Annotated in this window: 30 protein-coding genes; 13 read left to right on the forward strand and 17 right to left on the reverse strand. The window is 74.3% G+C overall.

Going from position 1 to position 26,027, the window contains the following annotated elements; translation table 11 throughout:
* Nucleotides 1–413: 413 nt before the first annotated feature.
* From LO763_RS27345 to LO763_RS27375, 7 genes are all read right to left on the reverse strand, one after another.
* Nucleotides 414–1,514, reverse strand: coding sequence for an alpha/beta hydrolase (locus tag LO763_RS27345; RefSeq protein ID WP_230791403.1), 1,101 nt, complete (start codon nucleotides 1,512–1,514; stop codon nucleotides 414–416).
* Between the two features lie 28 nt (nucleotides 1,515–1,542).
* Nucleotides 1,543–2,496 carry an acyl-CoA desaturase gene (locus LO763_RS27350; protein ID WP_230791405.1) on the reverse strand — a complete coding sequence of 318 codons (954 nt, stop codon included), beginning with the start codon at nucleotides 2,494–2,496 and terminating at the stop codon, nucleotides 1,543–1,545.
* Nucleotides 2,497–2,599: 103 nt separating this feature from the next.
* Nucleotides 2,600–3,379, reverse strand: coding sequence for a TspO-related membrane protein (locus tag LO763_RS27355; RefSeq protein ID WP_230791407.1), 780 nt, complete (start codon nucleotides 3,377–3,379; stop codon nucleotides 2,600–2,602).
* 133 nt (nucleotides 3,380–3,512) lie between these two features.
* Entirely contained in the window at nucleotides 3,513–4,631 is a 1,119-nt protein-coding gene (locus LO763_RS27360) for a PQQ-dependent sugar dehydrogenase (protein WP_230791409.1), read from the reverse strand.
* A gap of 136 nt (nucleotides 4,632–4,767) precedes the next feature.
* Nucleotides 4,768–6,009, reverse strand: a complete 1,242-nt coding sequence (locus tag LO763_RS27365; RefSeq protein ID WP_230791411.1) for a nucleotide disphospho-sugar-binding domain-containing protein — start codon at nucleotides 6,007–6,009, stop codon at nucleotides 4,768–4,770.
* Between the two features lie 93 nt (nucleotides 6,010–6,102).
* The gene (locus tag LO763_RS27370) at nucleotides 6,103–6,777 is read right to left on the reverse strand and encodes a DUF6766 family protein (protein WP_230791413.1); all 675 of its coding nucleotides are present in this window, start codon (nucleotides 6,775–6,777) and stop codon (nucleotides 6,103–6,105) included.
* A gap of 95 nt (nucleotides 6,778–6,872) precedes the next feature.
* Nucleotides 6,873–7,274, reverse strand: coding sequence for a hypothetical protein (locus tag LO763_RS27375; RefSeq protein ID WP_230791415.1), 402 nt, complete (start codon nucleotides 7,272–7,274; stop codon nucleotides 6,873–6,875).
* A gap of 228 nt (nucleotides 7,275–7,502) precedes the next feature.
* On the opposite strand from LO763_RS27375, the gene LO763_RS27380 reads away from it, so the two are divergent.
* The 4 genes from LO763_RS27380 (at nucleotide 7,503) to LO763_RS27395 (ending at nucleotide 9,922) form a co-directional block, all read left to right on the forward strand.
* Entirely contained in the window at nucleotides 7,503–8,714 is a 1,212-nt protein-coding gene (locus tag LO763_RS27380) for a glutamate-cysteine ligase family protein (protein ID WP_230791423.1), read from the forward strand.
* 76 nt (nucleotides 8,715–8,790) lie between these two features.
* Complete coding sequence (locus LO763_RS27385; protein WP_230791425.1) at nucleotides 8,791–9,198, forward strand: four-helix bundle copper-binding protein; 408 nt, start codon at nucleotides 8,791–8,793, stop codon at nucleotides 9,196–9,198.
* 99 nt (nucleotides 9,199–9,297) lie between these two features.
* Complete coding sequence (locus tag LO763_RS27390) at nucleotides 9,298–9,441, forward strand: hypothetical protein (protein ID WP_230791434.1); 144 nt, start codon at nucleotides 9,298–9,300, stop codon at nucleotides 9,439–9,441.
* An 88-nt stretch (nucleotides 9,442–9,529) separates the two neighbouring features.
* Nucleotides 9,530–9,922: a DUF7144 family membrane protein gene (locus LO763_RS27395; RefSeq protein WP_230791437.1), complete on the forward strand. Its 393-nt coding sequence runs from the start codon at nucleotides 9,530–9,532 to the stop codon at nucleotides 9,920–9,922.
* 71 nt (nucleotides 9,923–9,993) lie between these two features.
* On the opposite strand, the gene LO763_RS27400 is transcribed toward LO763_RS27395, so the two are convergent.
* The 3 genes from LO763_RS27400 to LO763_RS27410 form a co-directional block, all read right to left on the reverse strand.
* A complete protein-coding gene (locus LO763_RS27400) occupies nucleotides 9,994–11,883 on the reverse strand; it encodes an alkyl/aryl-sulfatase (RefSeq protein ID WP_230791438.1) in 1,890 nt (629 codons plus the stop codon).
* Between the two features lie 185 nt (nucleotides 11,884–12,068).
* Nucleotides 12,069–12,362: an SHOCT domain-containing protein gene (locus tag LO763_RS27405; RefSeq protein WP_230791440.1), complete on the reverse strand. Its 294-nt coding sequence runs from the start codon at nucleotides 12,360–12,362 to the stop codon at nucleotides 12,069–12,071.
* An 11-nt stretch (nucleotides 12,363–12,373) separates the two neighbouring features.
* On the reverse strand, nucleotides 12,374–12,778 hold the full coding sequence (locus LO763_RS27410) for a DUF6325 family protein (protein WP_230791442.1): 405 nt from the start codon (nucleotides 12,776–12,778) through the stop codon (nucleotides 12,374–12,376).
* Between the two features lie 204 nt (nucleotides 12,779–12,982).
* Between LO763_RS27410 and LO763_RS27415 the strand changes: the two genes are divergently transcribed.
* The 7 genes from LO763_RS27415 to LO763_RS27445 all read left to right on the forward strand — a co-directional run bounded on the left by LO763_RS27415 (nucleotide 12,983) and on the right by LO763_RS27445 (nucleotide 17,761).
* Entirely contained in the window at nucleotides 12,983–13,408 is a 426-nt protein-coding gene (locus LO763_RS27415; protein ID WP_230791444.1) for a DUF7144 family membrane protein, read from the forward strand.
* 98 nt (nucleotides 13,409–13,506) lie between these two features.
* Nucleotides 13,507–14,775 (forward strand): PP2C family protein-serine/threonine phosphatase, encoded by a 1,269-nt coding sequence (locus tag LO763_RS27420; RefSeq protein ID WP_230791446.1) that lies wholly within the window; start codon nucleotides 13,507–13,509, stop codon nucleotides 14,773–14,775.
* 152 nt (nucleotides 14,776–14,927) lie between these two features.
* Complete coding sequence (locus LO763_RS27425) at nucleotides 14,928–15,290, forward strand: DUF2089 domain-containing protein (RefSeq protein WP_369432100.1); 363 nt, start codon at nucleotides 14,928–14,930, stop codon at nucleotides 15,288–15,290.
* Nucleotides 15,287–15,547 (forward strand): hypothetical protein, encoded by a 261-nt coding sequence (locus tag LO763_RS27430; RefSeq protein WP_230791450.1) that lies wholly within the window; start codon nucleotides 15,287–15,289, stop codon nucleotides 15,545–15,547. The genes LO763_RS27425 and LO763_RS27430 overlap by 4 nt, the downstream gene beginning before the upstream one ends.
* Nucleotides 15,548–15,564: 17 nt before the next feature.
* Nucleotides 15,565–15,981, forward strand: coding sequence for an SHOCT-like domain-containing protein (locus tag LO763_RS27435; RefSeq protein ID WP_230791458.1), 417 nt, complete (start codon nucleotides 15,565–15,567; stop codon nucleotides 15,979–15,981).
* Between the two features lie 6 nt (nucleotides 15,982–15,987).
* Nucleotides 15,988–16,821, forward strand: a complete 834-nt coding sequence (locus tag LO763_RS27440) for an alpha/beta fold hydrolase (protein WP_230791467.1) — start codon at nucleotides 15,988–15,990, stop codon at nucleotides 16,819–16,821.
* A 64-nt stretch (nucleotides 16,822–16,885) separates the two neighbouring features.
* A complete protein-coding gene (locus LO763_RS27445; RefSeq protein ID WP_230791469.1) occupies nucleotides 16,886–17,761 on the forward strand; it encodes an alpha/beta fold hydrolase in 876 nt (291 codons plus the stop codon).
* Between the two features lie 109 nt (nucleotides 17,762–17,870).
* Here LO763_RS27445 and LO763_RS27450 read toward each other — a convergent pair whose 3' ends face one another.
* The gene (locus tag LO763_RS27450) at nucleotides 17,871–18,536 is read right to left on the reverse strand and encodes a hypothetical protein (protein ID WP_230791471.1); all 666 of its coding nucleotides are present in this window, start codon (nucleotides 18,534–18,536) and stop codon (nucleotides 17,871–17,873) included.
* A gap of 190 nt (nucleotides 18,537–18,726) precedes the next feature.
* Between LO763_RS27450 and LO763_RS27455 the strand changes: the two genes are divergently transcribed.
* The gene (locus tag LO763_RS27455; protein ID WP_230791473.1) at nucleotides 18,727–19,281 is read left to right on the forward strand and encodes a GNAT family N-acetyltransferase; all 555 of its coding nucleotides are present in this window, start codon (nucleotides 18,727–18,729) and stop codon (nucleotides 19,279–19,281) included.
* 76 nt (nucleotides 19,282–19,357) lie between these two features.
* Here LO763_RS27455 and LO763_RS27460 read toward each other — a convergent pair whose 3' ends face one another.
* Both LO763_RS27460 and LO763_RS27465 read right to left on the reverse strand, forming a co-directional pair.
* Nucleotides 19,358–20,695: an alpha/beta hydrolase gene (locus tag LO763_RS27460; RefSeq protein ID WP_230791475.1), complete on the reverse strand. Its 1,338-nt coding sequence runs from the start codon at nucleotides 20,693–20,695 to the stop codon at nucleotides 19,358–19,360.
* Nucleotides 20,692–21,063: a DUF6069 family protein gene (locus LO763_RS27465; RefSeq protein WP_230791477.1), complete on the reverse strand. Its 372-nt coding sequence runs from the start codon at nucleotides 21,061–21,063 to the stop codon at nucleotides 20,692–20,694. The genes LO763_RS27460 and LO763_RS27465 overlap by 4 nt, the downstream gene beginning before the upstream one ends.
* A gap of 260 nt (nucleotides 21,064–21,323) precedes the next feature.
* Here LO763_RS27465 and LO763_RS27470 point away from each other — a divergent pair, with 260 nt between their 5' ends.
* Nucleotides 21,324–21,668 carry a peptidase inhibitor family I36 protein gene (locus tag LO763_RS27470; RefSeq protein ID WP_230791479.1) on the forward strand — a complete coding sequence of 115 codons (345 nt, stop codon included), beginning with the start codon at nucleotides 21,324–21,326 and terminating at the stop codon, nucleotides 21,666–21,668.
* 54 nt (nucleotides 21,669–21,722) lie between these two features.
* Here LO763_RS27470 and LO763_RS27475 read toward each other — a convergent pair whose 3' ends face one another.
* From LO763_RS27475 to LO763_RS27490, 4 genes are read right to left on the reverse strand one after another with little or no spacing between them, the layout of a single operon-like run.
* Nucleotides 21,723–22,754, reverse strand: a complete 1,032-nt coding sequence (locus LO763_RS27475; RefSeq protein WP_230791481.1) for an NAD-dependent epimerase/dehydratase family protein — start codon at nucleotides 22,752–22,754, stop codon at nucleotides 21,723–21,725.
* Between the two features lie 19 nt (nucleotides 22,755–22,773).
* Nucleotides 22,774–24,063: a hypothetical protein gene (locus tag LO763_RS27480; RefSeq protein WP_230791483.1), complete on the reverse strand. Its 1,290-nt coding sequence runs from the start codon at nucleotides 24,061–24,063 to the stop codon at nucleotides 22,774–22,776.
* The gene (locus tag LO763_RS27485; RefSeq protein WP_230791485.1) at nucleotides 24,060–25,295 is read right to left on the reverse strand and encodes a sensor histidine kinase; all 1,236 of its coding nucleotides are present in this window, start codon (nucleotides 25,293–25,295) and stop codon (nucleotides 24,060–24,062) included. Before LO763_RS27485 ends, LO763_RS27480 begins: the two co-directional genes overlap by 4 nt.
* The gene (locus LO763_RS27490; RefSeq protein WP_230791487.1) at nucleotides 25,295–25,984 is read right to left on the reverse strand and encodes a response regulator; all 690 of its coding nucleotides are present in this window, start codon (nucleotides 25,982–25,984) and stop codon (nucleotides 25,295–25,297) included. Before LO763_RS27490 ends, LO763_RS27485 begins: the two co-directional genes overlap by 1 nt.
* Nucleotides 25,985–26,027: the final 43 nt, after the last annotated feature.

The raw sequence follows: 26,027 nt of genomic DNA on the forward strand, positions 1-26,027 counted from the left end.
ACCAGGCGAACCCCTCGGCCCCGGCAGCACCACCACGACCGGCCCCACACCACGCTGCCGCCACCCGAACCCCGCCCGAGCGCCCGCCCGACCCCGGCCACACCACCAGAACCGGCCCCTCCGCCACGCCGTCGCTGATGGCCTGAACCCCACCCGCGCACCAGCCCGGCCTCGGCGATGCACCCAAACCCGCTCCTCCGCCTTGTCGCCGCCGACTGCTCGAACACCGCTCGAGGACCGGCCCGGCCCCGGCAATCCACTCCGAACCGGCCCCGCCGCCACACCGTCGCCAATGGCCTGAGTTTCACTCGAGCACCGGTCAGGTCTCGAGAACACACCAGAACCGCTCCCCCGCCCTGCTCCTTCATCGCTGAGCGGCTGAACATCGGCCCTCCCGACTGAATGGCATGGACCTAGGGGGAGGGCAGGACCGCGGCCGCGAAGGCCTCGACGGCGCAGGCCACGGCGTCGAAGCGCAGCGAGTGGCACAGGTCGAAGGCGTGGTGGCCGCCCGGGAGCCCGGCGAAGACCACGGGCCGGGCCGAAGCGCGGCGCAGTCCCGCGGCGAAGCGGCGGGCGTCGGCGATCGGCACCACCGTGTCGCGGTCGCCGTGCGCCAGGAAGAACGGCGGCGCGTCGCGCCCCGCGAGGCCCAGCGGGGACGACGGGGCGCCCCGGCCGTAGTAGGGGCCGTAGTAGCCGCCGAAGCCCACGACCGCGGCCACCGCGGTGTCGGCGTCCTCGAAGCCGGGCTGCAGGGCCGGGTCGCCGGCGGTGAGCGCGGCGGACGCGGCCAGGTGCGCTCCCGCCGAGGAGCCGGCCAGGACGATGCGGTCGGGGTCGGCGCCCCACTCGGGCCCGTGGTCCTTGATCCAGGCGATCACGCGCTTGACGTCGGCCAGGTGGTCCTCGAAGCCGGCCTCGGGGCGCAGCCGGTAGTTCGCGCTGACGCACACCCAGCCCGCCTCGGCCAAGCGGTACAGCAGGGGCAGCGACTGCGAGTCCTTGCGGCCGGAGTTGTAGCCGCCGCCGTAGAAGTGGACCAGCACGGGGGCGCGGCCGGTCCCGGACCGGCCGCGGTAGAGGTCCAGCAGGTTGGCCCGGCCCGCCGGGCCGTAGGCGAGGTCGGCGACGTGCTCCACGGAGCGGCGGCGGCGCAGCAGCGGGCCGAGCGCGATGCGGCCGTACGGGAGCCGGTGCGGTACCGGCACCGGGGCCATGGCCGCTTCGACCGCTTCCAACGCCTTGGCGCCGCGGCGGGCCAGCAGCAGCAGACCGGCGGCGACCAGGGCTCCGGCCAGGGCCGCGGCCGGCGTGAGATCGCCTTGCGCCCCGGTCAGCGCGGTGCTCGCGGCGAGAAGGGCGAGCCAGATGAACGGGGTCTCGTTGACGGCCACGGCGAGGTAGAAGACGACCATGCCCCCGAGGCCGGGGCGCGGGCGGGCGGCCAGTGCGGCCAGGGTCGGGACCGCGAGGAGCGCCAGGAAGGCGAGGTACCCGTACGGGGCGGTCATCGCGGGGCCGTCCCGGTCGCGGCGCGGCTCATGCGGAGGCGCCGTGCCGCTCGACGGCGAGCTTGGCGAGGCGTTCGGGGGCGGGCCACTTGACGTTCGTGGCCCAGCCGGCCTTCTCCAGGAGCCAGATGAGGCGCGCGGAGGTGTCGATCTGGCCGCGCTTGACGCCGTGGCGGGCGCAGGACTGGTCGGCGTGGTGGGAGTTGTGCCAGGACTCCCCGCCCGAGACGAGGGCGAGGGGCCAGAAGTTCGCGGCCTTGTCGCGGCTCTTGAAGGGCCGCGCCCCGATCATGTGGCAGACCGAGTTCGTGGACCATGTCGCGTGGTGCAGGGCCGAGACGCGCACCAGGGAGGCCCAGAAGAACGCGGTGAGCGCGCCGGTCCACGACATGGTGACGAGGCCGCCCAGGACCGCCGGGAGCAGGAACGTCAGGATCGTCCACAGCCAGAACAGGCGGTCGACGCGCACGAGGTCGGGGTCCTTCAGCAGGTCGGGGGCGAACCGCTCCTCGTTGGTGGTGTTGCGCGGCTCGAACATCCAGCCCATGTGCGCGTGCCAGAAGCCCTTCGTGAGCGCCCACGCGGAGGTGCCGTAGAGCCACGGCGAGTGCGGGTCGCCCTCCTTGTCGGAGAAGGCGTGGTGGCGGCGGTGGTCGGCGACCCACGAGATCAGCGGGCCCTGGACGGCCATGCCGCCCAGGATCGCGAGCGCGATCTTCACCGGCCGGTTCGGCTTGAACGAGCCGTGCGTGAACAGGCGGTGGTAGCCCACGGTGACGCCGTGGCAGGTGAGGACGTAGAACGCGAGGGTCAAGGCGATGTCGGTCCAGCTCAGCAGGCCCGTCGCCCAGGCGAGCGGCACGGCGGCCACGAGTGCGGCCATCGGCACGAGCAGGAACAGGTAGACCAGGGACTGGCGGCCCGCGTCCCGGGGCTCGCCGAGGAGGGGCTTGGGCCCGGTCTGGTCCGTCTGGGTCGCCATCGCGTGTCCTCGCCTTCGTTCAGAGTGCTCCCCCCGCATTCGTGGCGGCGGGGCGCGGTGACGGGCGCGATCGATGAATAGTGACTCATATCACTTCAATGAGTCAGCCAAAGGCGACCCGCGCGCGGTCGCCCGTCTTCACGAGCCGCACGAGGAGCACCGCGGCGGTGAGCAGCGCGACCGCCGCCGCGAGCAGCGTCAGCGCCGGTTCCGCGCTCACCGCGATCCACGTCAGCGCCCACAGCACCGAGACGGCGAACCCGGTCAAGGCGACGGCGGTCGCCGCCACCCACGCGACCGCGACCGCGGTGACCGCGAGCGCGACCGCGCCCGCGGCGGTCCCGGCCTCGTCCGAGGTCACCGCCGCGACGGTCGTCAGCGCGCCCACGACGGCGGCCACGGCCACCCATCCGGTGTACAGCGCGAGCGGCCCCAGCAGCAGCCACCGGCGCGGGCGGTCCCGCGACCGGTCGCCGTCCTCGGCGGCCGCGCGGGACCACGCCGCGGCCAGGGTCCCCAGCAGGAGCACGATCACGATCTGCGCCGCGACCACCTGCCCGCCGGAGAACAGCAGGACCCACACGGCGTTGAGCACGCCCGCGATCGCGATGAGCCACCCGGTGCGCCGGTGGACCGCCCGCCCGCGCTGGCCCGGCAGGAGCTGCCACACGGCCAGGGCGAGCACGGCGAGGTAGATCGCGTTCCAGATCATGAACGCGGTGCCGCCCGGCAGGATCGGATTCGGGTACGACCGGGCCACCTCCCCCACCGAGGCGGCGCCGAACGCGCCCGAGCCGCCCACCGCGCCCGCGGCGATCTGGAGCAGCGCGGCGCCGAGCACCGCCAGGGCTCGGACCAGGTCCCTGCCATCGGACTGCGGCATCCTCGACCTCCTCGGACCGTCGGTGATCGCGTCGGAGTCCGGATACCCGGTGCCGGGAGCCGCCACACGCGCCGCTTCCGCGGCGGGCGGTCTCGCGGCCGCCCGGGTTCGCGGGCGGGGACCCGGCCGCAGGTCAGGAGAGCGCGACGGCGATGAGGCGGTCGTCGCCGTCGCCGGGGCTCCCGTAGCCGTCGGTGTTGCTGGTGAGGAACCACAGGTCGCCGTCCGGGGAGGCCGTGACGGCGCGGATGCGGCCGTACTCCCCCTCGTAGAACTCGGCGGCGGTGCCGGGGTCGGCGACCGGGACGGCGCGCAGGACCTCGCCCTTGAGGTTGGCGATGAAGAGGGTCCCCTCGACGACCGCGATGCCGCTCGGACTCGCCTCGTCGGGGCGCCACTGCTGGACGGGGTCGATGTAGTCCCCGCCGCCGCCGGTCCCCTCGACCTCCGGCCAGCCGTAGTTGCCGCCCGGCTCGATGACGTTCAGCTCGTCCCAGGTGTCCTGGCCGAACTCGGCGGCGAACATGGTCCCCTCGGCGTCCCAGGCGAGGCCCTGCGGGTTGCGGTGACCGTAGCTGTAGACGAGCGAGCCGGGGAACGGGTTGTCCTCGGGGACGCCGCCGTCGAGGGTCATGCGCAGGATCTTCCCCGCGAGGCTGTCGAGGTCCTGGGCGTCCTCGCGGTCGCCGGCGTCGCCCGCGGTGGCGTAGAGCATCCCGTCGGGGCCGATCGCGAGGCGCCCGCCGTCGTGGTTGGACGCGGCGGGGATCCCCTCGAGGATCGTCTCGGCGGGGCCGAGGGCGAGGGAGCCGGGCCCGCCGGCGGGCTCGTAGCGTTCGACGCGGTTGCCGTCGGGCCCGGTCGAGTAGGCGTAGAGCCGGCCCCGGTCGTCGACGGCCAGGCCCAGGAGCCCGGACTCGCCCTGGTGCACGACGTCGGCGACGGTGCCGATGACGCGGGTGCCGCCGTCGGGGAGCAGTTCGAGGATGTCGCCGTCGTCGCGTTCGCTGATGAGCGGCGCGGCGCCGAGGAAGACCACGGACCACGGCGATTCGAGGCCCGTGGCGAGGACCTCGGGTTCGCCGGTCGGCTCCACCGGGCCCGGGGGCGCCTCGGTCGCGGCGGGGGACGACGGCGAGGCCGGCTCCCGCGCCGATTCAGGGGCCGGCTCGGGAGGCGGGGAGCCGCACGCGGTCAGCGCGAGGCCCAGGGCCACGGTGAGCGCGAGCGGCAGGGGCGGCCGAGGCTTCATGGGTGCTCCTTGTCCGAGAAGGCGCCCGGGCCGGAGACGGACCGGTCCGCTGCTGCGATGCTAAGCCCCGCGGCGCCCCTGCGGTAAGGCCTCGACCGTGATCGGGTCCGCCGGTCTCCAGTGGCGGCCGCCGGGTTCAGGCGCTCGCCGCGATCGCCCGGGCCACGGCGCCCGCGCCGTCCTCGCGGGCCAGGCGCCCGGACAGCGCCATGGCCCGGCGCGCGAACACCGACTCGCCGGTGGCCCGGCGCAGCGCGGCGGCCAGGCGCTCGGCGGTCAGCTCCCGGTGCGGCACCGCCTCGGGGGCCGCGCCCGCCCGGACCAGGCGGGCGGCCCACCACGGCTGGTCGGTGAAGACCGGCACCGGGACCGCCGGGACCCCGGCCCGCAGGCCCGCCGCGGTCGTGCCCGCGCCCGCGTGGTGCACCACCGCGGCCGTCTGCGGCATCAGCCAGTGGTGCGGGACCGTGCCGACCGTGATGACGTCGTCGTCCCGCGCGTCGAGCCCGGCCCAGCCGGACTGGACCACGCCGCGCACGCCCGCCAGGCGCAGCGCGCGCACGGTGAGGTCGGCCAGCCGCTCCGGGTCGCCGGGCATCATGCTGCCGAAGCCCGCGAACACCGGCGGCGGACCGGACGCGAGGAAGTCCCGCAGGCGCGAGGGCGGCTCCCAGTCCGGGCACTCGTGCGGCCACCAGTAGCCCGCGACGTCCAGGCCGGGGCGCCAGTCGCGCGGACGGGGCACCAGCGAGGGGCTGAAGCCGTGCCAGATCGGCCAGCGCTCGCGCTCGCGTTCGCGGCGCAGGCGCCCGCCGCTGAGCCCCCGGAGCCCGAGCCGCCGCCCCAGGTGCCGGTGGACGCCGGCCGAGCACAGGTCGAGGGCGGCGTTGACGGCCCTGCCGCGCTGGCGGTTCCAGCGGCTCGGCCCCCGCAGCGGGGTGAGGCAGGGCGAGAACGCGGCCGTGGGCGCGTCGGGCTGGAGGAACACGCCCATGCTCGCGACGCCGTGGTAGCGGGCCGCCGCCCGCCCGGCGGGCGCCGCGATCGAGGACAGCAGGATCAGGTCGGCCTTCGGGTCGGCCGCCTCGAGGATCGCGTCCGCGAGCGCCACGGCCGCCCGTCCGGCGGCGCGGGTGAACTCCAGCAGCGCGCCGGGCGACCGGCCCGCGCCGCGGAGGCGGCTGTGGACGCCGATGAGCGCCTCGAACGGGTCCGCCGCCATCGGGAGCACCCGGAGCCCGCAGCAGCCGGCCTGGGCCGCGAACTTGGCGTGGACCACGAGCTCGACGTCGTGCCCCTCCGCCAGCAGCCGGTGCCCCAGGCCGGTGTAGGGCATGACGGACCCGGTCGTGCCCGCCGTGATGATCTGTATGCGCATGGTCCCCGTTCCTCCCGTGTCTCCACCCACTGGGAACAACGAGCGCGCGCGGCATCCGATACGACACGGGACGTGCGGCCTTGTCACGTGCCGTCAGCCGGACTCCTGCGTCGCGTCGTGCGGCGCGCCCACCGGCTTCGACTCCGGTGAGCCGCGCTGGCGCAGGTACACGCTGAGCACGACGATCGAGCCCATCGCCAGGAACTCCGACTGCCAGTTCTGGAGCGTCCGGTTCCAGAAGTCGGCGCTCCCCACGTACCCGAGCCAGCTCACGGGGTCCTGGAACTGCGCGAGCTGCCCGGCGTTGTAGGCGCTGCGGCCGCTGATCGACTGGGCGAGCCAGGAGAGGAAAAACAGCGCGCCCATCACCAGCCCCAGCGACTTGGAGAACACGGCGGTGCGCCATCCGCCGACGCGCGCCCACTTCGGGGACCGCTCGGTGGCGTACCGGCCGAGCTTCTGGTCCTCGTCGGACTCGTGGCCGACCTTGTCGACCAGTTTGGACTCGGGCGAGCCGCGCTGGACGAGCCAGACGGTCGCGAACACGTACAGGAAGAACTGGAGGTACTCCGACTGCCAGTTCTCCGCGACGTCGACGGCGAAGTCGCTGGAGGCCACGTACTCCAGGAGCGTGACCTGCCGGCCCGCGTCGGCGAGCTGGCGGTTGTTGAAGTCCGCCTGTCCGGCGAACGCCTGGCCGACCAGCGCGCCGAGGCACAGCAGGCCGAACACCAGGCTCAGGCCGTTGTCGCGCAGGAAGCGCCTCATGTCCCCTCCTCAGCGTTGCAGCAGGCCGACCGCGATGACGTACGCGAGCCCGATCAGGGTCAGGGCCAGGTACGCCGTGAACATCGTCCGACTCATCAGCCGCCCACCTCGCATCGATAGGGCTTCTCCCCCTGCGGCGCGCACCCGGCGGCGACCACCTTCCACCCGTCGTCGAGCTCGGCGAGGAAGAGGACGTCCGCGTCGGTGCGAACCTGGGCCCGGTCGCCCCACACGGCGACCTCGCCGACGGGCCCGCCCGTCAGCCCCTGGGCGCCGAGCGCCTCCTCGCAGGCCTCGCCTTCGGAGGCGGTCAGCTCCTCGGCGGTCTCCGGGGAGAGCGACGCGCAGGCGGCCGCCGCGTCCCCCCGGTCGAGCGCGCCCAGGAAGTCCTCTGCGGCGGCCTCGGCGGCCGCCTCCCGCTGCCCCGTCCCGCATCCGGCGGCGACTCCGCAGAGGAGCACCAGCCCGCAGGCGGCAGCGGCCGCGTTTCGCACCATGCCCCCTATGATTCCCGGATCCGCCCGGGCCAAACGGCCTTATCGGCGTTCCCGTCCGAAAGCCCCCGTCCTTCGCGTCCGAGAGATTTTCACAGTCGTGGCCGCGTTCGCGGACATCGTTTCGGCCGTTCCGATACGTTGCTAGTAGGCAGCGGCGGCGCCCTGCCCCAGGGCAGGACGCACCGGAAGGCGGACGCTCATGGACGGTGAGGCGACATGACCACGGCGGTGACAGAGGAAGAGGCGGCGGACTTCATCGGCCGGACCTGCTTCACGACCGGGCCCTCCCGGCGGATCGGCGTCGAGCTGGAGTGGCTGGTCCACCCCTCGGGCGATCTGGAGACGGCCTGGGAGCTGCCGTTCGGCGGCGCCGTCAGCCGCGAGGCGGGCGGTCAGGTCGAGCTGAGCTCTCCTCCGGCGGACGACCTGGCCTCGTGCGTCGCGGCCGTCGAGGCGGACCAGGCGGCGCTGGAGGCGGCCATCGCAGTGCGGGGCCAGTCCGTCCGGGGCGGCGGCTTCGACGCCTTCCGCGAACCGGTGCGGTTCGTCGACAACCCGCGGTACCGGGCGATGGAGGCCTACTACGACCGGGCGGGGCCGTGGGGGCGCATGGTCATGTGCTGCACCGCCTCCATCCAGGTCAACCTCGACGCGGGCGACGACGGCGACGGCCCCTCGGGGCTGCGCCGCCGCTGGGACCTCGTCCACCGCATCGGGCCGGTCCTGGTGGCCGCGTTCGCGAACTCGCCGCTGCTGGACGGGCGCCCCAGCGGCTGGAAGTCCACCCGGCAGGCCCTCTGGTCCCGGCTCGTGCCCGGCTGGGGCCGCCCCATCTCCGAGACGGGCGACCTGCGGGCCGACTTCGCCCGGTACGTCCTGGACGCCGAGGTCATGTGCCGCCGCTGCGACCCGCCCGGGACGTGGTCGGTCCCACCGGGCCTGACGCTGCGGTCCTGGATCAGGGACGGCCACGAGGGCGCCGGGCCCGCGATGGAGGACGTCGAGTACCACCTGAGCACCCTCTTCCCGCCGGTGCGCCCGCGCGGCTGGCTGGAGCTGCGCATGATCGACCAGCAGGACGGCGACGGCTGGATCGCGCCGACCATCGTCGCGGCGACCCTCATGGACGACCCGGTCGCCGCCGAGGCCGCCTACGAGGCCACCGCCGTACTGTGCGGCGGCGGCGCCCAGCCGCCCGAGTCGGTCTGGGTCCACGCCGCCCGCACCGGGCTGGCCGACCCGATGCTCCGCACGGTCGCCCAGACGTGCTTCACCGCCGCCGCGGAGGCGCTGCGGCGCACGGACGCGCCCGCGCGGCTCCAGGCGGTGCTGGACGGGTTCCGCCGCCGCTACGTCGACCGCGGGCGCTGCCCGGCCGACGACCGGCTCGACCACCTCCGCACCGGCGGGCCGGTCCCGCTCGCCACCGAGGCGTCGTGAGGCGCGGAGAAGGCCCGGGGCCGCACGGCGCGCTGCCGTGCGGCCCATGACGCCACCGAGGGAAAAGGAGATCGACATGACGATGATCGCTTCCGAGATGCTCGAGACCTACCCGGCCGACCTGGGCGGGATCGACCGGGAGAAGCTCGCCGCCTGCATCGGCGAATGCTTCGCCTGCGCGCAGGCGTGCACCGCCTGCGCCGACGCCTGCCTCAGCGAGAGCGACGTGGGCGCGCTGGTCAAGTGCGTCCGCAGCAACCTCGACTGCGCCGACGTCTGCGCCGCGACGGGGCGGGTGCTCTCGCGGCACACCGGGTACGACGCGAACGTCACCAGGGCGGTGCTCGAAGCGTGCGCCGCGGCCTGCAAGGCCTGCGGCGACATGTGCGCCGAGCACGAGCACATGGCGCACTGCCGCCACTGCGCCGACAAGTGCCGCGCCTGCGAGCGGGCCTGCCGCGACCTGCTGGCCTCCCTGGGCTGACCGGCCCGGCGAATCGCCGGTGCCGCAGACCGCAGGCCGCTACGCTTCCGACACCGGCGTGGTCGCCTGCGACCGCGCCCCTGCCGAAGGAGGCGACCGATGGGTCGACGCAGACGCGAACGGCGGCGCCGGCGGACGTGGTCCGCGATCACGATCGGCGCGCTCATCGGCGCCGCCGCGGTCGGCGCGGCGGTCTGGTGCGCGCGCGACGGCTCCCCGCTGCCCGACGACGCGACCCCGTAGGCGGCGCCGCATCGACGGTTTCTCGCGTTTCACCTGCGCAAAGACCCGTCCCGCCCTAGATTGGTCCCATTCTGAAAGGAGTGGAACCATGGGCAGTCCCGAATCGCGGGCCTGGGCCGCGGGGGGCATGGTCTTCGCCGCCAGCGCGGCCCTCGTCATGGGCGTCTGGCAGATCGTCATGGGCATCGCCGCGGTCGCCGACGACGGCTTCCTCGTCGTCGGCGAGGAGTACCTCTACGACCTCGACACCACCGCCTGGGGCTGGATCCACATCGTCCTCGGCGCCCTGGTGCTGCTCACGGGCTTCCTGCTCTTCAGCGGCTCGACGTTCGCGCGTTCGATGGGGATCTTCTTCGCCTGCCTGGTCGCGGTCGACAACTTCTTCTTCCTGCCCTACTACCCGCTGTGGTCGCTCATCGTGATCGCGCTGGCGGTCTTCGTCATGTGGTCGCTCGCGACCGCCGACAGCCGCGACCTGTAGGCGTCCTCGGACGCCTGAGACGGCGAAGCGCCCCGGCCGTCCGGCCGGGGCGCTTCGCCGGTTCCGCGGCGTCAGGGCGTGACGATCGCGAAGTCCGGGTCGCCCGGGTCGAGCACGGCGGCGAGCCGCTCGAGGGCCGACGCCTCGCCGACGACCTCGACGCCGGCCGCCGCGAGCCTCTCGGGGTCGAGGCCGCCGAGCACGACGGCGGGCAGCGCGCGGCTCGGCGCGGTCACCGTGACGTCGGCGGTGTCCGGCTGGGCGGCCTTGGTGTAGGAGAGCACGCCGTTCGCGAGGCGGAGGCGGTAGCGGTCGCCGGTGTCGGTGAGCGCCACGTCGATCGCGATGCGCTCGTCCCACGCCTTCGGGCCGTCCACCTGTATGGCGACGGCGTCGAAGAGCAGCTCTGGCGAGAGCTGGCCGATCACGTCGGGCGAGGCCGTGGCGGTCGGCGTGCCGAAGCTCCCCTCGCGCAGCTCGGTGGCCCCCGAGAGGTAGAAGTTCCGCCAGGTGCCGTTCTCGGTGCCGTAGCCGAGCTGCTCGTACGCGTCGGCCAGGAGCTCGCGGGCGGCCCGGTGCCCGGGCTCGGCGAAGACCACGTGGTTGAGGAGCTCCGCGGTCCAGCGGTAGTCCCCCGCCTCGAACGAGGTGCGCGCGGCGGCGACGGCCTTCGCCGCACCGCCCGCGAGGTCGACGTAGCGCTTGGCGCGCTCGACCGGGGTGTGCTGCCACAGGTTCGCGGGGTTGCCGTCGAACCAGCCGAGGTAGCGCTGGTAGATCGCCTTGACGTTGTGGCTGAGCGAGCCGTAGTAGCCGCGGGCGTTCCAGGCGTTCTCGAGCGCGGGCGGGAGGGTCAGCTCCTCGGCGATCTCAGGGCCGGTGAGTCCCTTGTTGAGCAGGCGGAGCGTCTGGTCGTGGACGTAGGCGTAGAGGTCGCGCTGGTTGGCGAGGAACTCGACGACGCGCTCGTTGCCCCAGGTGGGCCAGTGGTGGGAGGCGAAGACGACTTCGGCGTCGGCGCCGAACAGGTCGATCGTCTCGGTCAGGTACCTCGCCCACACGTGCGGGTCGCGCACGACCGCGCCGCGCAGCGTCAGGATGTTGTGGAAGGTGTGGGTCGCGTCCTCGGCCGCGCACAGCGCCCTGCGGTCGGGGAAGTAGACGAGCATCTCGGAGGGCGCCTCGGTGTCGGGGGCCATCTGGAAGACCATGCGGACGCCGTCGACGGTCTCCTCGTGGCCGGTGGTCGTGATCTCGTCGGTCGGCGGGATGAGGGTGACCGTGCCGGTCGAGACGGTCTGGCCGAGGCCGGCGCCGACCGCGCCCCGGGGGCCGCGGGCGAGCGCGGCGCCGTACATGTACCCGGCGCGGCGGCTCATGGCGGTGCCGGCGTAGACGTTCTCGGCGACCGCGTGCTCCACGAAGCCTTCGGGGGCGAGGACCCGCACCGCACCGGAGTCCACGTCCTCCTGGGAGGTGACGCCCTTGACGCCGCCGAAGTGGTCGGCGTGCGAGTGCGTGTAGACCACGGCCTTGACGGGGCGGTCGCCGCGGTGCTCGCGGTAGAGCCCGATGGCGGCCGCGGCGGTCTCGGCGGTCAGGAGCGGGTCGATGACGATGACGCCGGTGTCGCCCTCGACGAACGTGGTGTTCGACAGGTCCATGCCGCGGACCTGGTAGACGCCTTCGACCACTTCGAAGAGGCCGGCGATGGCGTTGAGCCGGGACTGGCGCCACAGGCTCGGGTTCACGGTGTCGGGCGCGTCGCCGTCGAGGAAGTCGTAGGCGTCGTTGTCCCACACGACCTCGCCGTCGCCGCCGGTGACGGCGTTCGGCTCGCGGCGGGCGACGAGGCCGCGCGCCGCGTCGTCGAAGTCGCGGGTGTCGTCGAACGGCAGCCGCGCCAGGAGGGCCTGCTGCTGGGCGCGGATGGTCGAGGAGGCTGGCTTCGAAGCTGTCATGGCGCCAGTTTCACATCGCGAGGCGCGGACCGGCCGGTGAATCGCGAGAAAGGAGTCCAATGGAGAGGAAGGGCCTCAGGTCCGCGGCCGGGTGCGGCCGTGCCACGGACCGTCGGCGCGGCCGGTGCGGGGGCCGCGGCGGTGGCCGGCGCCCGGATGCGGAGGGCGCCGCCCCGGACGCCGCCTCACTCCAGCAGCTTCGCCTTGGCGGCGGCGAACTCCTCGTCGGTGAGGGCGCCGTCGGCGTGGAGCCGCGCGAGCCGGTCGAGCCTGGCGGTCATGTCCTCGGCCTCGGCCTCGTCGGCGGCGGGCGCGGGCGGCGCCTGCTGCTCGCGGTGGGCCTCGGCGTCGGCCTGCGTCTGCTCGCGGTTCACCGCGGCCCGGGTCATGGAGCGGTTCACGGCCCCGGCGGTCCCGGCGATGACGACGGTGCGCGCCATGGTGCCGAGCAGGCCCGGCCGTCCGACACGTCGAATCATGGCAGTGCCTCCTAGTTCTCGGCGAGTTCGCTGATGGCGGCGGCGGGGACGCGTTCCCAGTCCAGCAGGTGGCCGCCGACGCCCTGGACGGCCTCGGCGAGGGTCGCGGCCCAGGTGTGCTCGAACAGCATCATGCCGATGGCCGTGTCGGGCTGGAGCTCCTCGGCGACGGCCTCGGCGTCCTCGGCGCCGAGGAGGCCCGCGGGCTCGCCGACGAGCGCGGCGAGGCGGTCGTCGACGTCGGCGGCCTCGAGCCATTGGACGGACCCGTCGGCGCCGCGGCTGACCAGCAGCGCGTCGAGCACGTTGACCGTGCCGTCCTTGTCGAGCCGCTCGATCTCGTCGAGGACCCTGCCGTCGAACCGGTTGCCGGAGAATTCGACCAGCACCAGGTCCACGGGCGCATTGCCTTCCATGCTGCCTCCCAGTCCGCTGTGGGACCGCGTTGTCGCAGGTCCTGGCTGGGACGCTACACCGCGGAGGAGCCGGCGGCCCTGGATTCGCGCGATCGCGTCGGCGGGCCCGGGGCGCCGCGACAGGAGGGACATTCGGCGAGTCGGGCCCGCCCGGGCGCGGCCGGGTCCATGATCGAGGCGGAGCACTCGCGGATCGGGGGAGCCATGACGTCCAGAACACTCACTTCCAAGCGCCTCGTCTTCCCCGCACTGCTGCTGGTGGTGGGCGGCTGCTGGCAGATCGCCACGGGCGTCGCGGCCGTGGCCCGGGGCGGGTACTTCACCGCGCCGCCCGGGTACGCGTTCGCGTTCAGCATCGCCGCGTGGGGCTGGGTCCACCTGGTCGTCGGGGTCTTCGCGGCGGCGGTCGGCATCGGCCTCTTCAGCGGCCGCCCACTGGCCCGGCTGCTCGGCGTCGTGGTGGTCTCGGCGTCGCTGATCGCGAACTTCCTGTGGCTGCCGATCGAGCCGGCCTGGTCGGCGGCCGTCGTCGGCCTCGACGTCCTCGCCCTCTGGGCGCTGGCCACCGCGGCCGGCCGGGTGCCGCCCGCCCGGGCCGGTACGGCGGACGGCGGCGCGTCCCGCGCCTGACCGGCGCGGCCGTACCGCATGTTCCGCCTGCTGGGGCGGGAGAGGTCATAGACTCGGGGTGAATGCCGTCTGAGCAGCGCTGCGAGAGGAGACGGCACATGACCGCTCGGTACGAGGAGGGCGTCCTCCACATGCTCGCCGGGCTGCTGGAGATCAACCACCTCCTCGCGTTCGAGCACCTGCCGCGGGAGGTCAACCGGCACGCGGAGATGGCCGGGCTGCACCACGTCACGGTCTTCCTGACCGACCTGCGCCAGGAGGTCCTGCGGGAGATGACCGGGCCGGGCCCGGACGCCCAGGCCGGATCGCCGCGGCACTACGCGGTCGAGGGGACCGGGGCGGGCCGGGCGTTCCAGCTCGGCATGGTCGTGCCGCACTCCGGCGAGGGACCCGACCGGCACCGGTGGTGGATACCGCTGCTCGACGGCACCGAGCGCCTCGGGGTGATGGAGGTCAGCGGCGCCGACGAGGAGCCGTCCACGCTGGGCGGCGCGCTGCTCCTGGCCTCCCTGGTCTCGCTGCTCCTGGTGTCGCGCAGCGCCTCGAGCGACGCCTACCCGCAGCTGCGCCGCACGCAGCCGATGGCGATCGCCGCCGAGATGCAGTGGAGCCTCATGCCGCCGCAGACGTACGCGGACGACTTCGTCGTCATCAGCGCGGTGCTCGAGCCCGCCTACCGGATCGGGGGCGACGCGTTCGACTACGCCATAGCCGGCGAGGTCGTCCACCTGGCGGTGTTCGACTCCATGGGCCACGACGCCTCGGCGGGCGTCGGCGCCATCCTGGCCGTGGCGGCGTACCGGCAGCACCGGCGCCGGGACCGGGACCTGGTCGAGACCACGGAGGCGATGGAGCGGTTCCTGATCGAGCAGCTCGGCCGCGAGCGGTTCGTCACCGGCGTCCTGGCCGACCTCAACACCCGCACCGGGGAGTTGAGCTGGGTCAACCGCGGCCATCCCGCGCCGATCATCATCCGCGGCAGCCGCTGGAGCACCCACCCCGAATGCCCTCCCGCCCACCCCATGGGGACCGACCTGGGCGTGGCGGCGACCCTGTGCCGGGTGCAGCTGGAGCCCGGCGACCGCATCGTGCTGTACACCGACGGCGTCACCGAGGCCCGCAACGAGGCCGGGGAGATGTTCGGCATCGAGCGGTTCACCGACTTCCTCATCCGCCACCACACCGACCGGCTGCCGGTGCCCGAGACGCTGCGGCGCCTGGTCCGCGGCCTCATGAGGCACCACGGCGAGGACCTGGCCGACGACACGACCGTCCTGCTCGCCGAGTGGGTCGGGCCGGGGTCGGCCGACCCGCGGCGGCCGGAGGACCTCGTCGGCCTGCCGCACTGGCGCACCGCGAAGCCGTAGGCGCCGCCCGCCTCGCCCGAGGCTCCTTCGCACGGCTGTCGCGCCCCCTTCTGCGCTTGATCTCATGAAAATTAAGTTCCTGTGGTTGTGAACTTGAAAAAATCAATGTACAAATGAATCATCAGCAGATCGTGAGCGCCGAGGAGCCGAGGATGGACTGGCAGGAACTGACCGACCTGACCCGCGGGCGGCCCTTCGTGGTCGAGCGGGTCCGCCTCACCGACGACGACATCGCCGTCGAGGGCCGGTTCGAACCGCCCCAGCTGGCGCAGCTCAGCGCCGAGGACCAGGTGTTCGTCGCCGCGTTCGTCCGCTCCCACGGCTCGATCAAGGAGATGGAGCGGATCTTCGGGGTCAGCTACCCGACGGTCAAGTCCCGCCTGAACCGGATCGCCGGGAGCCTCGACTTCGTCGAGACCGACCCCGCCCCCAGCGGGGCCGACGTCATCGACCGCCTGCGGCGCGAGGAGATCAGCGTCGAGGAGGCGCTGGCCGAGCTGGAGCGGCCGCAATGATCCCGCAGCTGGTGACGGTCCGCTGGCGCCGCCCGACCGGGCACCGCCGGCGGGCGTGGATACCGGTCGTGCCGGTGGCGCTGGTGCTGTCGCCGCTGCTGCTGCTCGCCGTGCTGGGCGGGGTGGTCGCGTGCCTGGTGTTCCGCATCAGCCCGACCGGCGCGCTGGTCGGCGTCGCGCGGGTGCTGTGGGCGCTGCCCGGCACCCGGTTCGAGATGGAGTACGGCCGCACGGCAGTGCTGGTCAGCGTCAGATGAGTCGCAAGGGAACGAACATGAACGAGGAACGCCGCCAGATCCTGCAGATGCTGGCCGAGAACAGGATCACCGCCGACGAGGCCGAGCGGCTCCTCGACGCGGTCGGCCGGGAGCTGCCCGAACCGGGCCCGGGGGGCGCGAAGGCCCGGCCCAAGTACCTGCGCGTGATCATGAACTCCGAGGAGGGCGACGAGGGGCCGTCCAAGATCAACATCCGGGTGCCGCTGCGGCTGCTGCGCGCCGGGGTCCGGCTCGCCAGCCTCATGCCCCCCGTGGCGATCACCCGGGCCAACGAGGAGCTGGCCAGGGCGGGGGTCCCGATCGACCTCGCCGAGCTCAAGCCGCAGCAGCTCGAGGAGCTCGTCGACGCCCTCGACGAGCTCACCTTCGACCTCGACGACCCCCGCAACACGATGCGGGTCTTCTGCGAGTAGCGCCGGATGCGACCGCCGCGGAACGCACCGGCGCCCCCTCGGGCCGCCGCCGGGAGGGCCGCGCCCTGGACGGGCATGGTCCCGGTCGAGGACACCGCGCTGGCCGTCGCCGACACCGGCGGCCCCGGCGTGCCGGTGGTCTACCTCAACGGCCAGTTCGCCTCCCGGGGCCGCTGGCGGCGGGTCGTCGCCGAGCTCGGCCCCGGCTTCCGCCACATCACCTACGACGAGCGGGGGCGCGGCCGGAGGTCCGGGCGCTCGTCGGACTGCTCCTTCGAGGCGGCCGTGCTCGACGTCGACGCCGTCCTCGACGCCAGGGGCGTGCGGCGGCCGCTGCTGGTGGGCTGGGCCTACGGGGCGTCCGTGGCCGCGCACTGGGCCGGCCGCAACCCCGCGCAGGCCCTGGGCGCGGTCATGGTCGACGGCGCGCACCCGCGCGACTGGCTCGCCGCCGACGCGGAGGCGCGCCTGCGCAGGCGCCTCGGGCGGCTGCGGCCGTTCATGCCGCTGCTGCGCCCGGCGGGCCTGGTCCCGCGGATGAGCGCGGCGCAGATGGCGCGCGGCGGCGCCGAGGTCGGCAGGGTCGCCCTCGGTCTGGGCCCGGTGCTGGACGGCATCGCCGTCCCGGCGCGGTACGTGGTCGCCTCGGGGGCGCGGTCCGATGAGGAGGCCGTGCGCGGCGGCCTCCGGCGGGCGGTCGAGCGCAACCCGAACCTCGCGGTCAGCGCCGAGGTGGCCGCGAGCGGCGGGGCCGTCCTGAGGAGGGGCGCTCCCGCCGTCGCGGACGCCGTCCGCGAGGTCGCCGCGCTCGCGGCCCGCCGAAGGGGCGGACTGGGGTAGGGTGACCCCTGGTGTGCCGGGAAGTCTGGTCGGCGATGGCAGTGTCCGTCCGCTGATCGGAGCCGTGTTGCGCAGTCTCTACAAGTCCGATGCCGACCGCGAGGTCGTCGCCCGCTGGTGCCGTTCCCGGCTCGACGCCTGGGGGGTCCCGCACCGCCGCGAGACGGTCGAGGTCTCGGACGCCCTCGTGCACCTGACCCGTGTCGGCTCCGGTCCGGTCGAGGTCGTGTTCGTGCCGGGCACGAACTTCAACGCCGCCGCGAACCTCGCCGTCGCCGAAGTCCTCGCGCGCCGCCGGGGCGTCGTCCTCGTGGACCTGCCCGGGCAGCCGGGCCTGAGCAGCGGGGAGCGGCCGCGGGCCGCGCACCGCGGCTGGTACGGGCGGAAGGTCGCCGAGGCCCTGGAGGCGATCGGCGCCGACCGGGTCATCGCGGTCGGCCACTCGCTGGGCGGGTCGGTGGTGCTCTCGTGCGACTCGGAGCGGATCGCCGGGCGGGTCCTGCTCGCCCCGGCCGGGGTCGCCCCGCTGCGCCTGGACCCGCGGATGGCGGCGTCCTCGCTGGGGTGGCTGCTCGCGTCCACTCCCGAGCGGACCGCGGCGATGCTGGAGGGCTTCACCGCGCCCGGCCACGCGCCGCCCGAGGCGATCGTGGAGTGGCTCGGCCTGGTCGCGGCCCACTGCCGGTCGACGCTCGCGCCCCCTCCCCTGCCCGGGGCGGTCCTGGAGCGGCGCAAGGGCTCGCCGCTGATCGCGGCGACGGGCGCCCACGACCGCTTCCTGCCCCCGGACCGCCTCGGCCCCGCCGTGCGGGCGGGGCTCGGCGTCGAGCTGCACGTGATCGACGGCGCCGGGCACCTGGCCGCGGACGAGCGCCCCGAGGCGGTCGCGGCCCTGGTCGACCGCATGGCCGCGCAAATGGGCGAAGGGGACGGCCGCTGAATCACCGGGGCCCGCGCTTCGGCGGCGGGGGAACGGTTGAAACCTCCGGCCGGATCGGGTCCTGGTCGGACCGACGCCGCCGGAGGTTTTCAAAGCTCCTGAAGGCGGCCTAGAGGCCCTCCACCTTGACGGGGAACTTCAGGATCGACGCGTCGCTGTGGGGTTGTCCCGGCAGCGAGAGCGCGGTCTCTTCCTTGAGCTTGTAGCGGGTGCCCTTGAGCGGGAACCCGTTCAGCCTGGCCACCAGCGTCGCCGCGTCCTTCGCCGTCAGCGACAGCGGCTCCTCGGTGTCGGCGGGCAGCCCCAGGACCTCGGGGTACCGGACCGTGATGCTCAGCGGCATCTCCATGGTGTGGTGGAGCCTCGGCGAGCCCGGCTTCTCGTGGCGCAGCACCGAGCGGCCCTTGTCCGCGCGGGCGGCGGTGTCGACGGCGATCGTGACGCCGCCCTGCTTGGCCGGCGAGGTCAGGTAGAACTCGCTGACCCTGGTCTGCACCGAGGACGGGTCGCCCTTGTTCGACTCGATCTCATAGGTGGCCTTGCCCTTGAGCGGGCCGGTGTTGATGCGCTGGCCCACGAAGACCAGTTCGATGCCCTTCGAGGCGAGATCCACCTCGATGGTCGCGCCCGGCGCCGGCAGCTTCGGCAGGGCCTCCTCGGTCCTGCGTGCGGCGACGGCGACCCCCGCGACCGCGACGCCCACGGCCGTGGCGGCGACCGCTCCCGTCGCGACGCGGCGCACGACCTTGGCTCGTTTCTTCTTGGACATCTTCATCGATGCCTACCTCCACTGGAGTTGCTGATATGACGAACTGAGGCTATGCGCGAACCGCAGCCTTGTCCCCGAATCGGTGAATCCGCGCTGAAGACCCGCGCCGACGCGTCCGGGCCGCTCGGGGGACGGGGCGGGGCGGGGAATGTGAGAGCATGTCCCCTGTCGGTGCGCGGTCGGATCTGGAGGGCGCATGTTCAAGGCTTCCCTGGGAGACGGCGTCGAGCTGCGCCCCCTCGTGCCGGAGCTGGCCGAGGAGCTCGCGGCCCACATGGACCGCGGGCGCGAGTTCATCGGGCGGTACGTCGCCATCGCGGACGTGGTCGCCGACGCGGAGGCGGCCGAGCGGTTCCTGGAGTCCTACGCCGAGAAGGCGGCCGCCGACACCGGGCGGATCTGGGGCATCTGGCTCGACGGCACCCTCGTGGGCGGGGTCCTCTTCCGCACCATGGACTTCCGGATGGAGACCGCCGAGGCGGGCTGCTGGCTGGAGCCCGCGGCCGTCGGCAGGGGCCTGGTGACCCGGGCGGTCTCGGCGATCATCGACTGGGCGGTCGAGGTGCGCGGCGTCCACCGCGTCGACTGGTACGCCGCGACCGTGAACACCGCCAGCGTGGCCGTGGCGAAGCGGCTCGGGATGACCAGGGAGGGCGTCCTGCGGGAGGCGTACCTCCACCGGGGCGAGCGCTACGACATGGAGGCGTGGTCGGTCCTGGCCCCGGAGTGGCGGGCCGCCCGCGGCGCCTGACGGTCCGGGCCGGGGCCTGCGGGACTCGAACCGAAACCAAGGCATAGGTAGATATCTATCCCTTTTGGTCGTACGATCAAGACGGGCCGGCGTCCACCCCCTGACCGCGGCGGGCCGCGGGCCGGCCTCCGCCCGCCGCCGGGAGTCCGTCATGGCCGTTTTCCAAGCCCTGTTCTACATCATCGCGATCGTGCTGCTGGTCGCCGCGGCGCTGCCGCTGCCGTCCCGCCGCACCCGGGGCGTGGGCCTCGCGTCCCTGGCCGCCGCCTTCGCCCTCACGGCGTTCGCGGCGCCGACCATCGACGCGGCCTTCTGACCCCGGCCGCCGCGGGCCGAGGGACGCCGCGGCGAAGGCCTCGACCGCGTTGACGACCGCCTCGAAGCGGGGCGAGTGGAACAGGTCGAAGCCGTGCTGGCCGCCGGGCAGCTCCGCGTAGACCACCGGCTGCGCCGAGACCCGTTGCAGGCGTTCGGCGAAGCGGCGGGCGTCGTCCGCGGGGACCACGGTGTCGCGGTCGCCGTGGACGATGAGGAACGGCGGCGCGTCCGGCCCGGCGAGCGCCGCGGGATCGGTGTCGGGGCGGGCGAAGTAGGGGCCGTAGTAGCCGCCCAGGCCCACGACCGCCGAGACGGCGGTGTCGGCGTCCTCGAAACCGGGCTGGTACGCGGGGTCGCCCGCGGTGAAAGCGGCCAATATGGACATGTGCGCGCCCGCCGACGATCCTGAGAGGACGATCCGGTCGGGGTCGGCGCCGAAGTCGCGGCCGTGCGCCCGGATCCAGGCGATCACGCGTTTGGCGTCGGTCAGGTGGTCCTCGAACGAGGCCTCCGGGCGGAGGCGGTAGTTCGCGCTGACGCACACCCAGCCCCGCGCGGCGAAGCGGTGGAGCATCGGCAGGGACTGGGAGTTCTTGTGCCCGCCTTGGTAGTGGCCGCCGTGGAAGTGGACCAGGACCGGCGCGCCGTCGGGCGCGGAGCGGCGGCGGTAGAGGTCGAGCCGGTTGCGCCTGCCGTGCGGACCGTACTGGAGGTTCGCGGCGCGCTCGATCGAGCGGGGGCGGATCGCGAAGGGCAGCAGCAGGATTCGCGCCCACGGCAGGCGGGTCGAGACGGGTGTGGACCCCATGGCGCGCTGGAGGGCCGGCAGTGTCCTCATGCCGCGCCGGGCCGTCAGGACCGCGCAGCCCCCCGCGAGGACGGCCGCGGCGATCGCGACCGGAGAGGCGAGGTCGCCTTCGGCGTAGGCGAGGCCGGTGGCGGCCGCGAACGCGGCGAGGGCGGGGAAGGGGAGTTCGTTGGCGCCGCCGCTGAGAAGGAAGACCGCGGTGCCCGGTGCCGTCGGCAGGCGCCGGAAGCGCAGTGTCGGCAGCACGAGGACGAGCAGGAACGCCAGATAGCCGTAGGGGATGCTCATCGGCGGGCCAGCCCGGGGATGAGGACGGCGCCGACGACGGCGTGCATGCCCATCAGCACGAGCATCGCCGCGGTGCTCACGGCGCCGAGCGTCCCCAGCAGGGACAAAAGGAGCACGGCCGCGGCGGCGACCGTCCAGATCCGTCCGGCCTTGTCGGTGAAGCGCTCCAGGACCGCCAGCAGGGCCCAGCCCGCGAGGCCGGTCAGCAGGCCGGCGGCGGCGACGGCGACGGGCCCGACCGCGCGCTCCGATCCGCCCTGGAGGGCCGCGAGGTCGACCCCGGCCAGGGGGACGGCGAGCGCCCAGAGGGCGAGGGCGGCGGCGGAGGCGGCGATGACGACGAGGAGTCGGCGGATGCGTGTGCTCATGCCGGCCAGTCTCGTCCGCGGGGGCGGGCGCCGCATCGGCCGCGCGGCCGCGGCGGCCACTGCCCGGGAAGGAGGCGCCTCCTACTTTCGTAGGTGGCCGGAGTGCGGTGGTCCGTGTCGGGTTGTCGACAGGCGCGAACGGCCCGAACCGGCCATTCGCGAAATTTCCTTGCGTAGCGTTCTCACTGACGTTGGAAACGGTGATCATGTTCGACGACACGGCCCGGCCCGCGGCCGGGCCGATTAGGGAGGACCATCGCATGATGCGCGAACGCGCCGTCACCGGCATCGCCGCAGGACTGTTCGCCGTCGCCGCGCTGGGGGCGCCGGCGACGGCCGCACCCGCGGCGGAGGGCGACCCGCACGACTGCCCCGAGCAGGCCGTCTGCTTCTGGACGGAACCGAACTTCGAGGGCGACAGGACCGTCCGCGAGAAGCCGGGGTTCGACTGCGATCCGGCGCCCGGCGGGCAGGTCATGTCCATCACCAACCATCTCAACCGGCCCGTCTGGCTCTACCTCGACGAATCGTGCGAGGAGGGCCTGGCGGTGCTCGTCCCGTCCCAGTCGCTGGACTACGTCGAGCCGATCGGGAGCTGGCGCTGATCCAGAGTCCGCACCGCGTCCGGCGGGCCTCCTCGGAGGCCCGCCGGACGCGCGTCAGCGGAGCGGGTCGTGCGCGAAGGCGGCCATGCCCGCGGCGAAGCCGGTCTCGGCGCGGAAGCCGAGGGCCTCGGCCGCGAGGTCGGGCGCGGCCACGACGTGGCGGACGTCGCCGAGCCGGTACTCGCCGGTGACGACGGGCTCGGGGGCACCGCTGAAGCCCGCGGCGAGGGCGCGGGCCATGTCGCCGACGCTGCGCGGCTCGCCGCTGGCGACGTTGCACGCGCCGCTCCACGGGCTGTCGAGGGCGAGGAGGTTGGCGCGGGCGACGTCGTCGACGTGGACGAAGTCGCGGGTCTGGGCGCCGTCCTCGAACACGCGCGGGGCCGCGCCGGACTCCAGGGCGCTGCGGAAGATGCTCGCGACGCCCGCGTAAGGGGTGTCGCGGGGCATCCGGGGGCCGTAGACGTTGTGGTAGCGCAGGGCGCAGACCGCGGCGCCGGACTCGCGGCCGTACAGGGACGACAGGTGCTCGGTGTGGACCTTGGTGGCGGCGTAGACGTTCCGCGGGTCGAGCCGGGCGTCCTCGGTCACGGGCGCCCAGGCGAGGCCGGTGCCGCAGCGGGGGCAGCGCGGCTCGAACCGGCCCTCGTCGAGGTCGTCCCGGCGGCGCGGTTCGGCCCGGACGTCGCCGTGCTCGGGGCAGCGGTAGCGGCCCTCGCCGTAGACGACCATGGAGGAGGCGACGACGAGGCGGCCGGTGAAGGAGCGCCGCCACAGGGCGCGCAGGAGGTTCGCGGTGCCGCCGTCGTTGTCGGCGACGTAGTCGGACACGTCGTCGAAGTCGACGCCGAGGCCGACGCGGGCGGCCTGGTGGCAGACGGCGTCGACGCCCTCGACCGCGCGCCGGACGGCCTCCTCGTCGCCGAGGTCGCCGACGATGAGCTCGACCGGGTCCGGCAAGTGCTCCGGTGGCTCCTTGTGGGCCGCGAGGGAGTCGAGGACCACCACGTCGTCGCCGCGGGCGGTGAGCCGCTCGCAGATCGCTCCGCCGATGAACCCGGCGCCGCCGGTCACCAGTACTCGCATGGGACTGCCTTTCTCTTGGTCACCACTGCACGCGCAGTGCGGCGGCGAGGACGACGGCGACGGCCAGCTGGAGCGCGAGCCACGCCCGGGGCCGCGCGAGGGCGCATCCGGCCAGGAGCGCCAGCGGCATGAACGGCTGCCAGATCCGCTCGGTCTCGGACGAGGACATGCCGGACAGGTCGGCGACGGCGACCGCGGCGAGGCAGGAGCCGACGACGATCCACATGCGCCGGTGGCGCAGGCGGGCGAGGGCGACCGCGGTCGCCGGGCCGAGCGCGAGCGCGAACACCGCGAGGTTCGCGAGCAGGAAGTACCAGTACCCGCGCAGCGAGGCCACGCCCGCGTAGTAGCGGACGCGCGTGGTCTGGAGCCCCTCGAGCCACCAGTAGCCCCACAGCAGGGGCGCGAGGACCACGGCGGCCGCGACCGCGCCGCCGCCCAGGAGCACGTCCCAGCGGCGGCGCCACACGGCGACGACCAGGAAGGGGAGGGCGAGCAGCGCGGCGGAGAACGAGAGCATGAGCGCCGCCCCCGCGAGCAGGCCGCCCGCGATGGTGAGGACCGCGGCCCGGGCGCCGGTGCGGTTCGCGGCCAGGACGAGGCAGGCCACGGCCGCGAGCGTGACGCCGCCGAAGACGATGTCGGCGTTGTTCTGCCAGAACGCGGCCGGGGCGACGACCAGGAAGGGCGCGGCCCTGCGGGCCGGGCGCTCGCCGGCGACGTCGCGGGCGATCACCAGGGCGGCGGCGATCGCGGCCGCGACCCCGAGCTTGACGACGGCGTTCTGGAACAGGAGCCCTTCGAGGCCGATCCGGGCGGCGCCCCAGAAGAACAGGATCAGGCCGGGCGGGTGCGACTGGAGGTGCACCGGGTAGGCGCCTTCGAGCTGCGCGGCGGTGTACTGCTCCAGGAAGGGCCCGAAGCCGCCCGCGTCGTCGACGAGTCCGATGTGGCCCGCGTAGTGGTTGTGGACGTCGGACCAGGTCTGGGGGTGGGAGTGCGCGAAGCCCAGCGCGACGCTGAAGAGGACCCCGGCGGCGGCGGTCGCCAGGAGGGCGTACCGCCAGCGCAGCCGCGCGGCGGCGGCGGGCAGGACGGCGATGATCAGCGCGCCCGCGGCGATCGGGAGGAGCAGCTCGGCCTCGAGGTGCCGTTCCCAGCCGCCGTAGAGGGGCATGGCGCCGAGCTGGAGGCTCACGCCGGCGCGCTCGAGCTTGTACTGGCCGAGCAGCCACACGCCGGCCAGGAGCAGCGCCCACGCGGCGAGGACTGCGGCGGCCTGGAGGGCCGCGGCGCGGCGGGCCGTCACCGGCGGCCCCCCGCGGGCACGCGGACGGTGAAGCGGCAGCCGGACCCGGTGTTCGCCACCGTGACCGAGCCGCCGTGCGCCTCGATGAGGCCGCGGCTGATCGCCAGGCCGAGGCCGCCGCCGCGCTCGTCGCGGCGCCGGGCCTCGTCGCCGCGGAAGGCGATGTCGAACACGCGCGGCAGGTCGGCGCGGGGGATGCCGCCGCACTCGTCCTCGATGTGGAGGACGGCGGCGCCCTCGGCGGCCGCGGCCTCGATGACGACGGTGCCGCCCGCGGGGGTGTGGCGGACGGCGTTGTCGAACAGGTTGTCCAGGGCGCGGCAGCACTCGCGCGCGGCCACCTCGGCGGGGGGCAGCGCGGCGAGCCGCTCGACCACGGTGACGCCCTTGACGTCGGCGGCGGCGCCGGCCCCGGCGAGGGCGTCGGCGACCGCGTCGGACAGGTCGACCTTCTCGCGGCCCAGGCGCAGCGAGCCGCTGTTGATGCGGGACAGCTCGAACAGGTCGTCGACGAGGGCGGAGAGGCGCTCGGCGTCGGTGCGGATCTGGGAGTGGTAGCGCTTGACGGCCGCGTCGTCGTCGACCACGCCGTCGTCGAGGGCCTCGGACATCGCCCGGATGGTGGCGAGGGGCGCGCGCAGGTCGTGGGAGACCCAGGTGATGAGCTCGCGCCGGGAGGACTCGAGGGCGCGCTCGCGCCGCTGGGACTCCTCGAGGCGGCGGGAGACGTCGGCGAGCTCCCCGGCGAGCGCGGCCAGTTCGCCGGGCCCGGTGACCGCGGGGGCGCGCTCGGCGCTGATGCGCCCGTCGCTGCCGACCATGGTGCGGGCGTAGGCGCCGACCTGCTCGGCGCCCGCGCCGATGTCGTCGCCGAGCTGCCAGGCGGCGCCGAACGCGACGCCGGAGGCGACGATGAGGACGACGAAGAGCAGGACGAGGTCGTGGTAGGAGATGAACATGGCGAGCGCGGCGGTGACGACGCCGGTCGCGGCGACCAGGACCGAGGAGAGCGCCACGGTCATGGTCTGGACGCGGGCGCCGCGGCCCCGCAGGCGCCGCAGGACCACGCCGCCGACGGCGCCCGCGATCGCGGAGGCGACCGCGGCGGTGGCGACGAGGACCGCGATGTCGCGGGGCGGGAAGTCGAAGGCGGCCGCGAGGGCGGTGGCCGCGGCGAGGGCGACCGCGAGGATCAAGAGCGATCCCGCCCGGCGGTCCCGGAGGCGCCGCATCAGGGCTCCCACCGGTAGCCGACGCCGCGGACGGTGGTCAGATGGCGGGGCGCGGAGGCGTCGTCCTCGATCTTCTCGCGCAGGCGGCGGACGTGGACGGTGACGGTGGAGGTGTCGCCGATGCTCCAGCCCCACACGGTCTCGAGCAGCTCCTCGCGGCGGAAGGCCCGCCCCGGGCTGGTCAGGAAGCACACGAGCAGGTCGTACTCCTTCGTCGTCAGCGTGACGGGCGCGCCCCTGCGGCTGACCCGGTGGGCGACGGTGTCGACCTCGACGCCGCCGCCGGTGAGGAGCGGGGCGGGCGCGGCCTCGGCCGCGGCGCGGCGCAGGACGGCCCGGACGCGGGCGGCGAGCTCGCGCGGGGAGAACGGTTTGGTGACGTAGTCGTCGGCGCCGAGGTCGAGCCCGGCGATGCGGTCGTTCTCCTCGCCGCGCGCGGTCAGCATCACCACCGGGACGGCGGTGGCGCGCCGGAGGCGGCGGCAGACCTCGAAGCCGTCCATCCCGGGCATCATCAGGTCGAGGACGACCAGGTCGGGGAGGGTCGACAGGGCCCGCTGGAGGCCGGTGGCGCCGTCCGCGGCGTAGTCGACCTCGAAGCCCTCGCGGCGCAGGTAGCGGGCGACGACCTCCGCGAGGGCGGGGTCGTCGTCGACGACCAGCACGCGCGGGTCGGCTGCGGAGTCCATGGGAATACGATGACCGATCGCGCGCACCTTCGTCATCCTAGGG

The organism is Glycomyces amatae (assembly GCF_020991375.1).
GTDB classification, from domain to species: Bacteria; Actinomycetota; Actinomycetes; order Mycobacteriales; family Micromonosporaceae; genus Glycomyces; species Glycomyces amatae.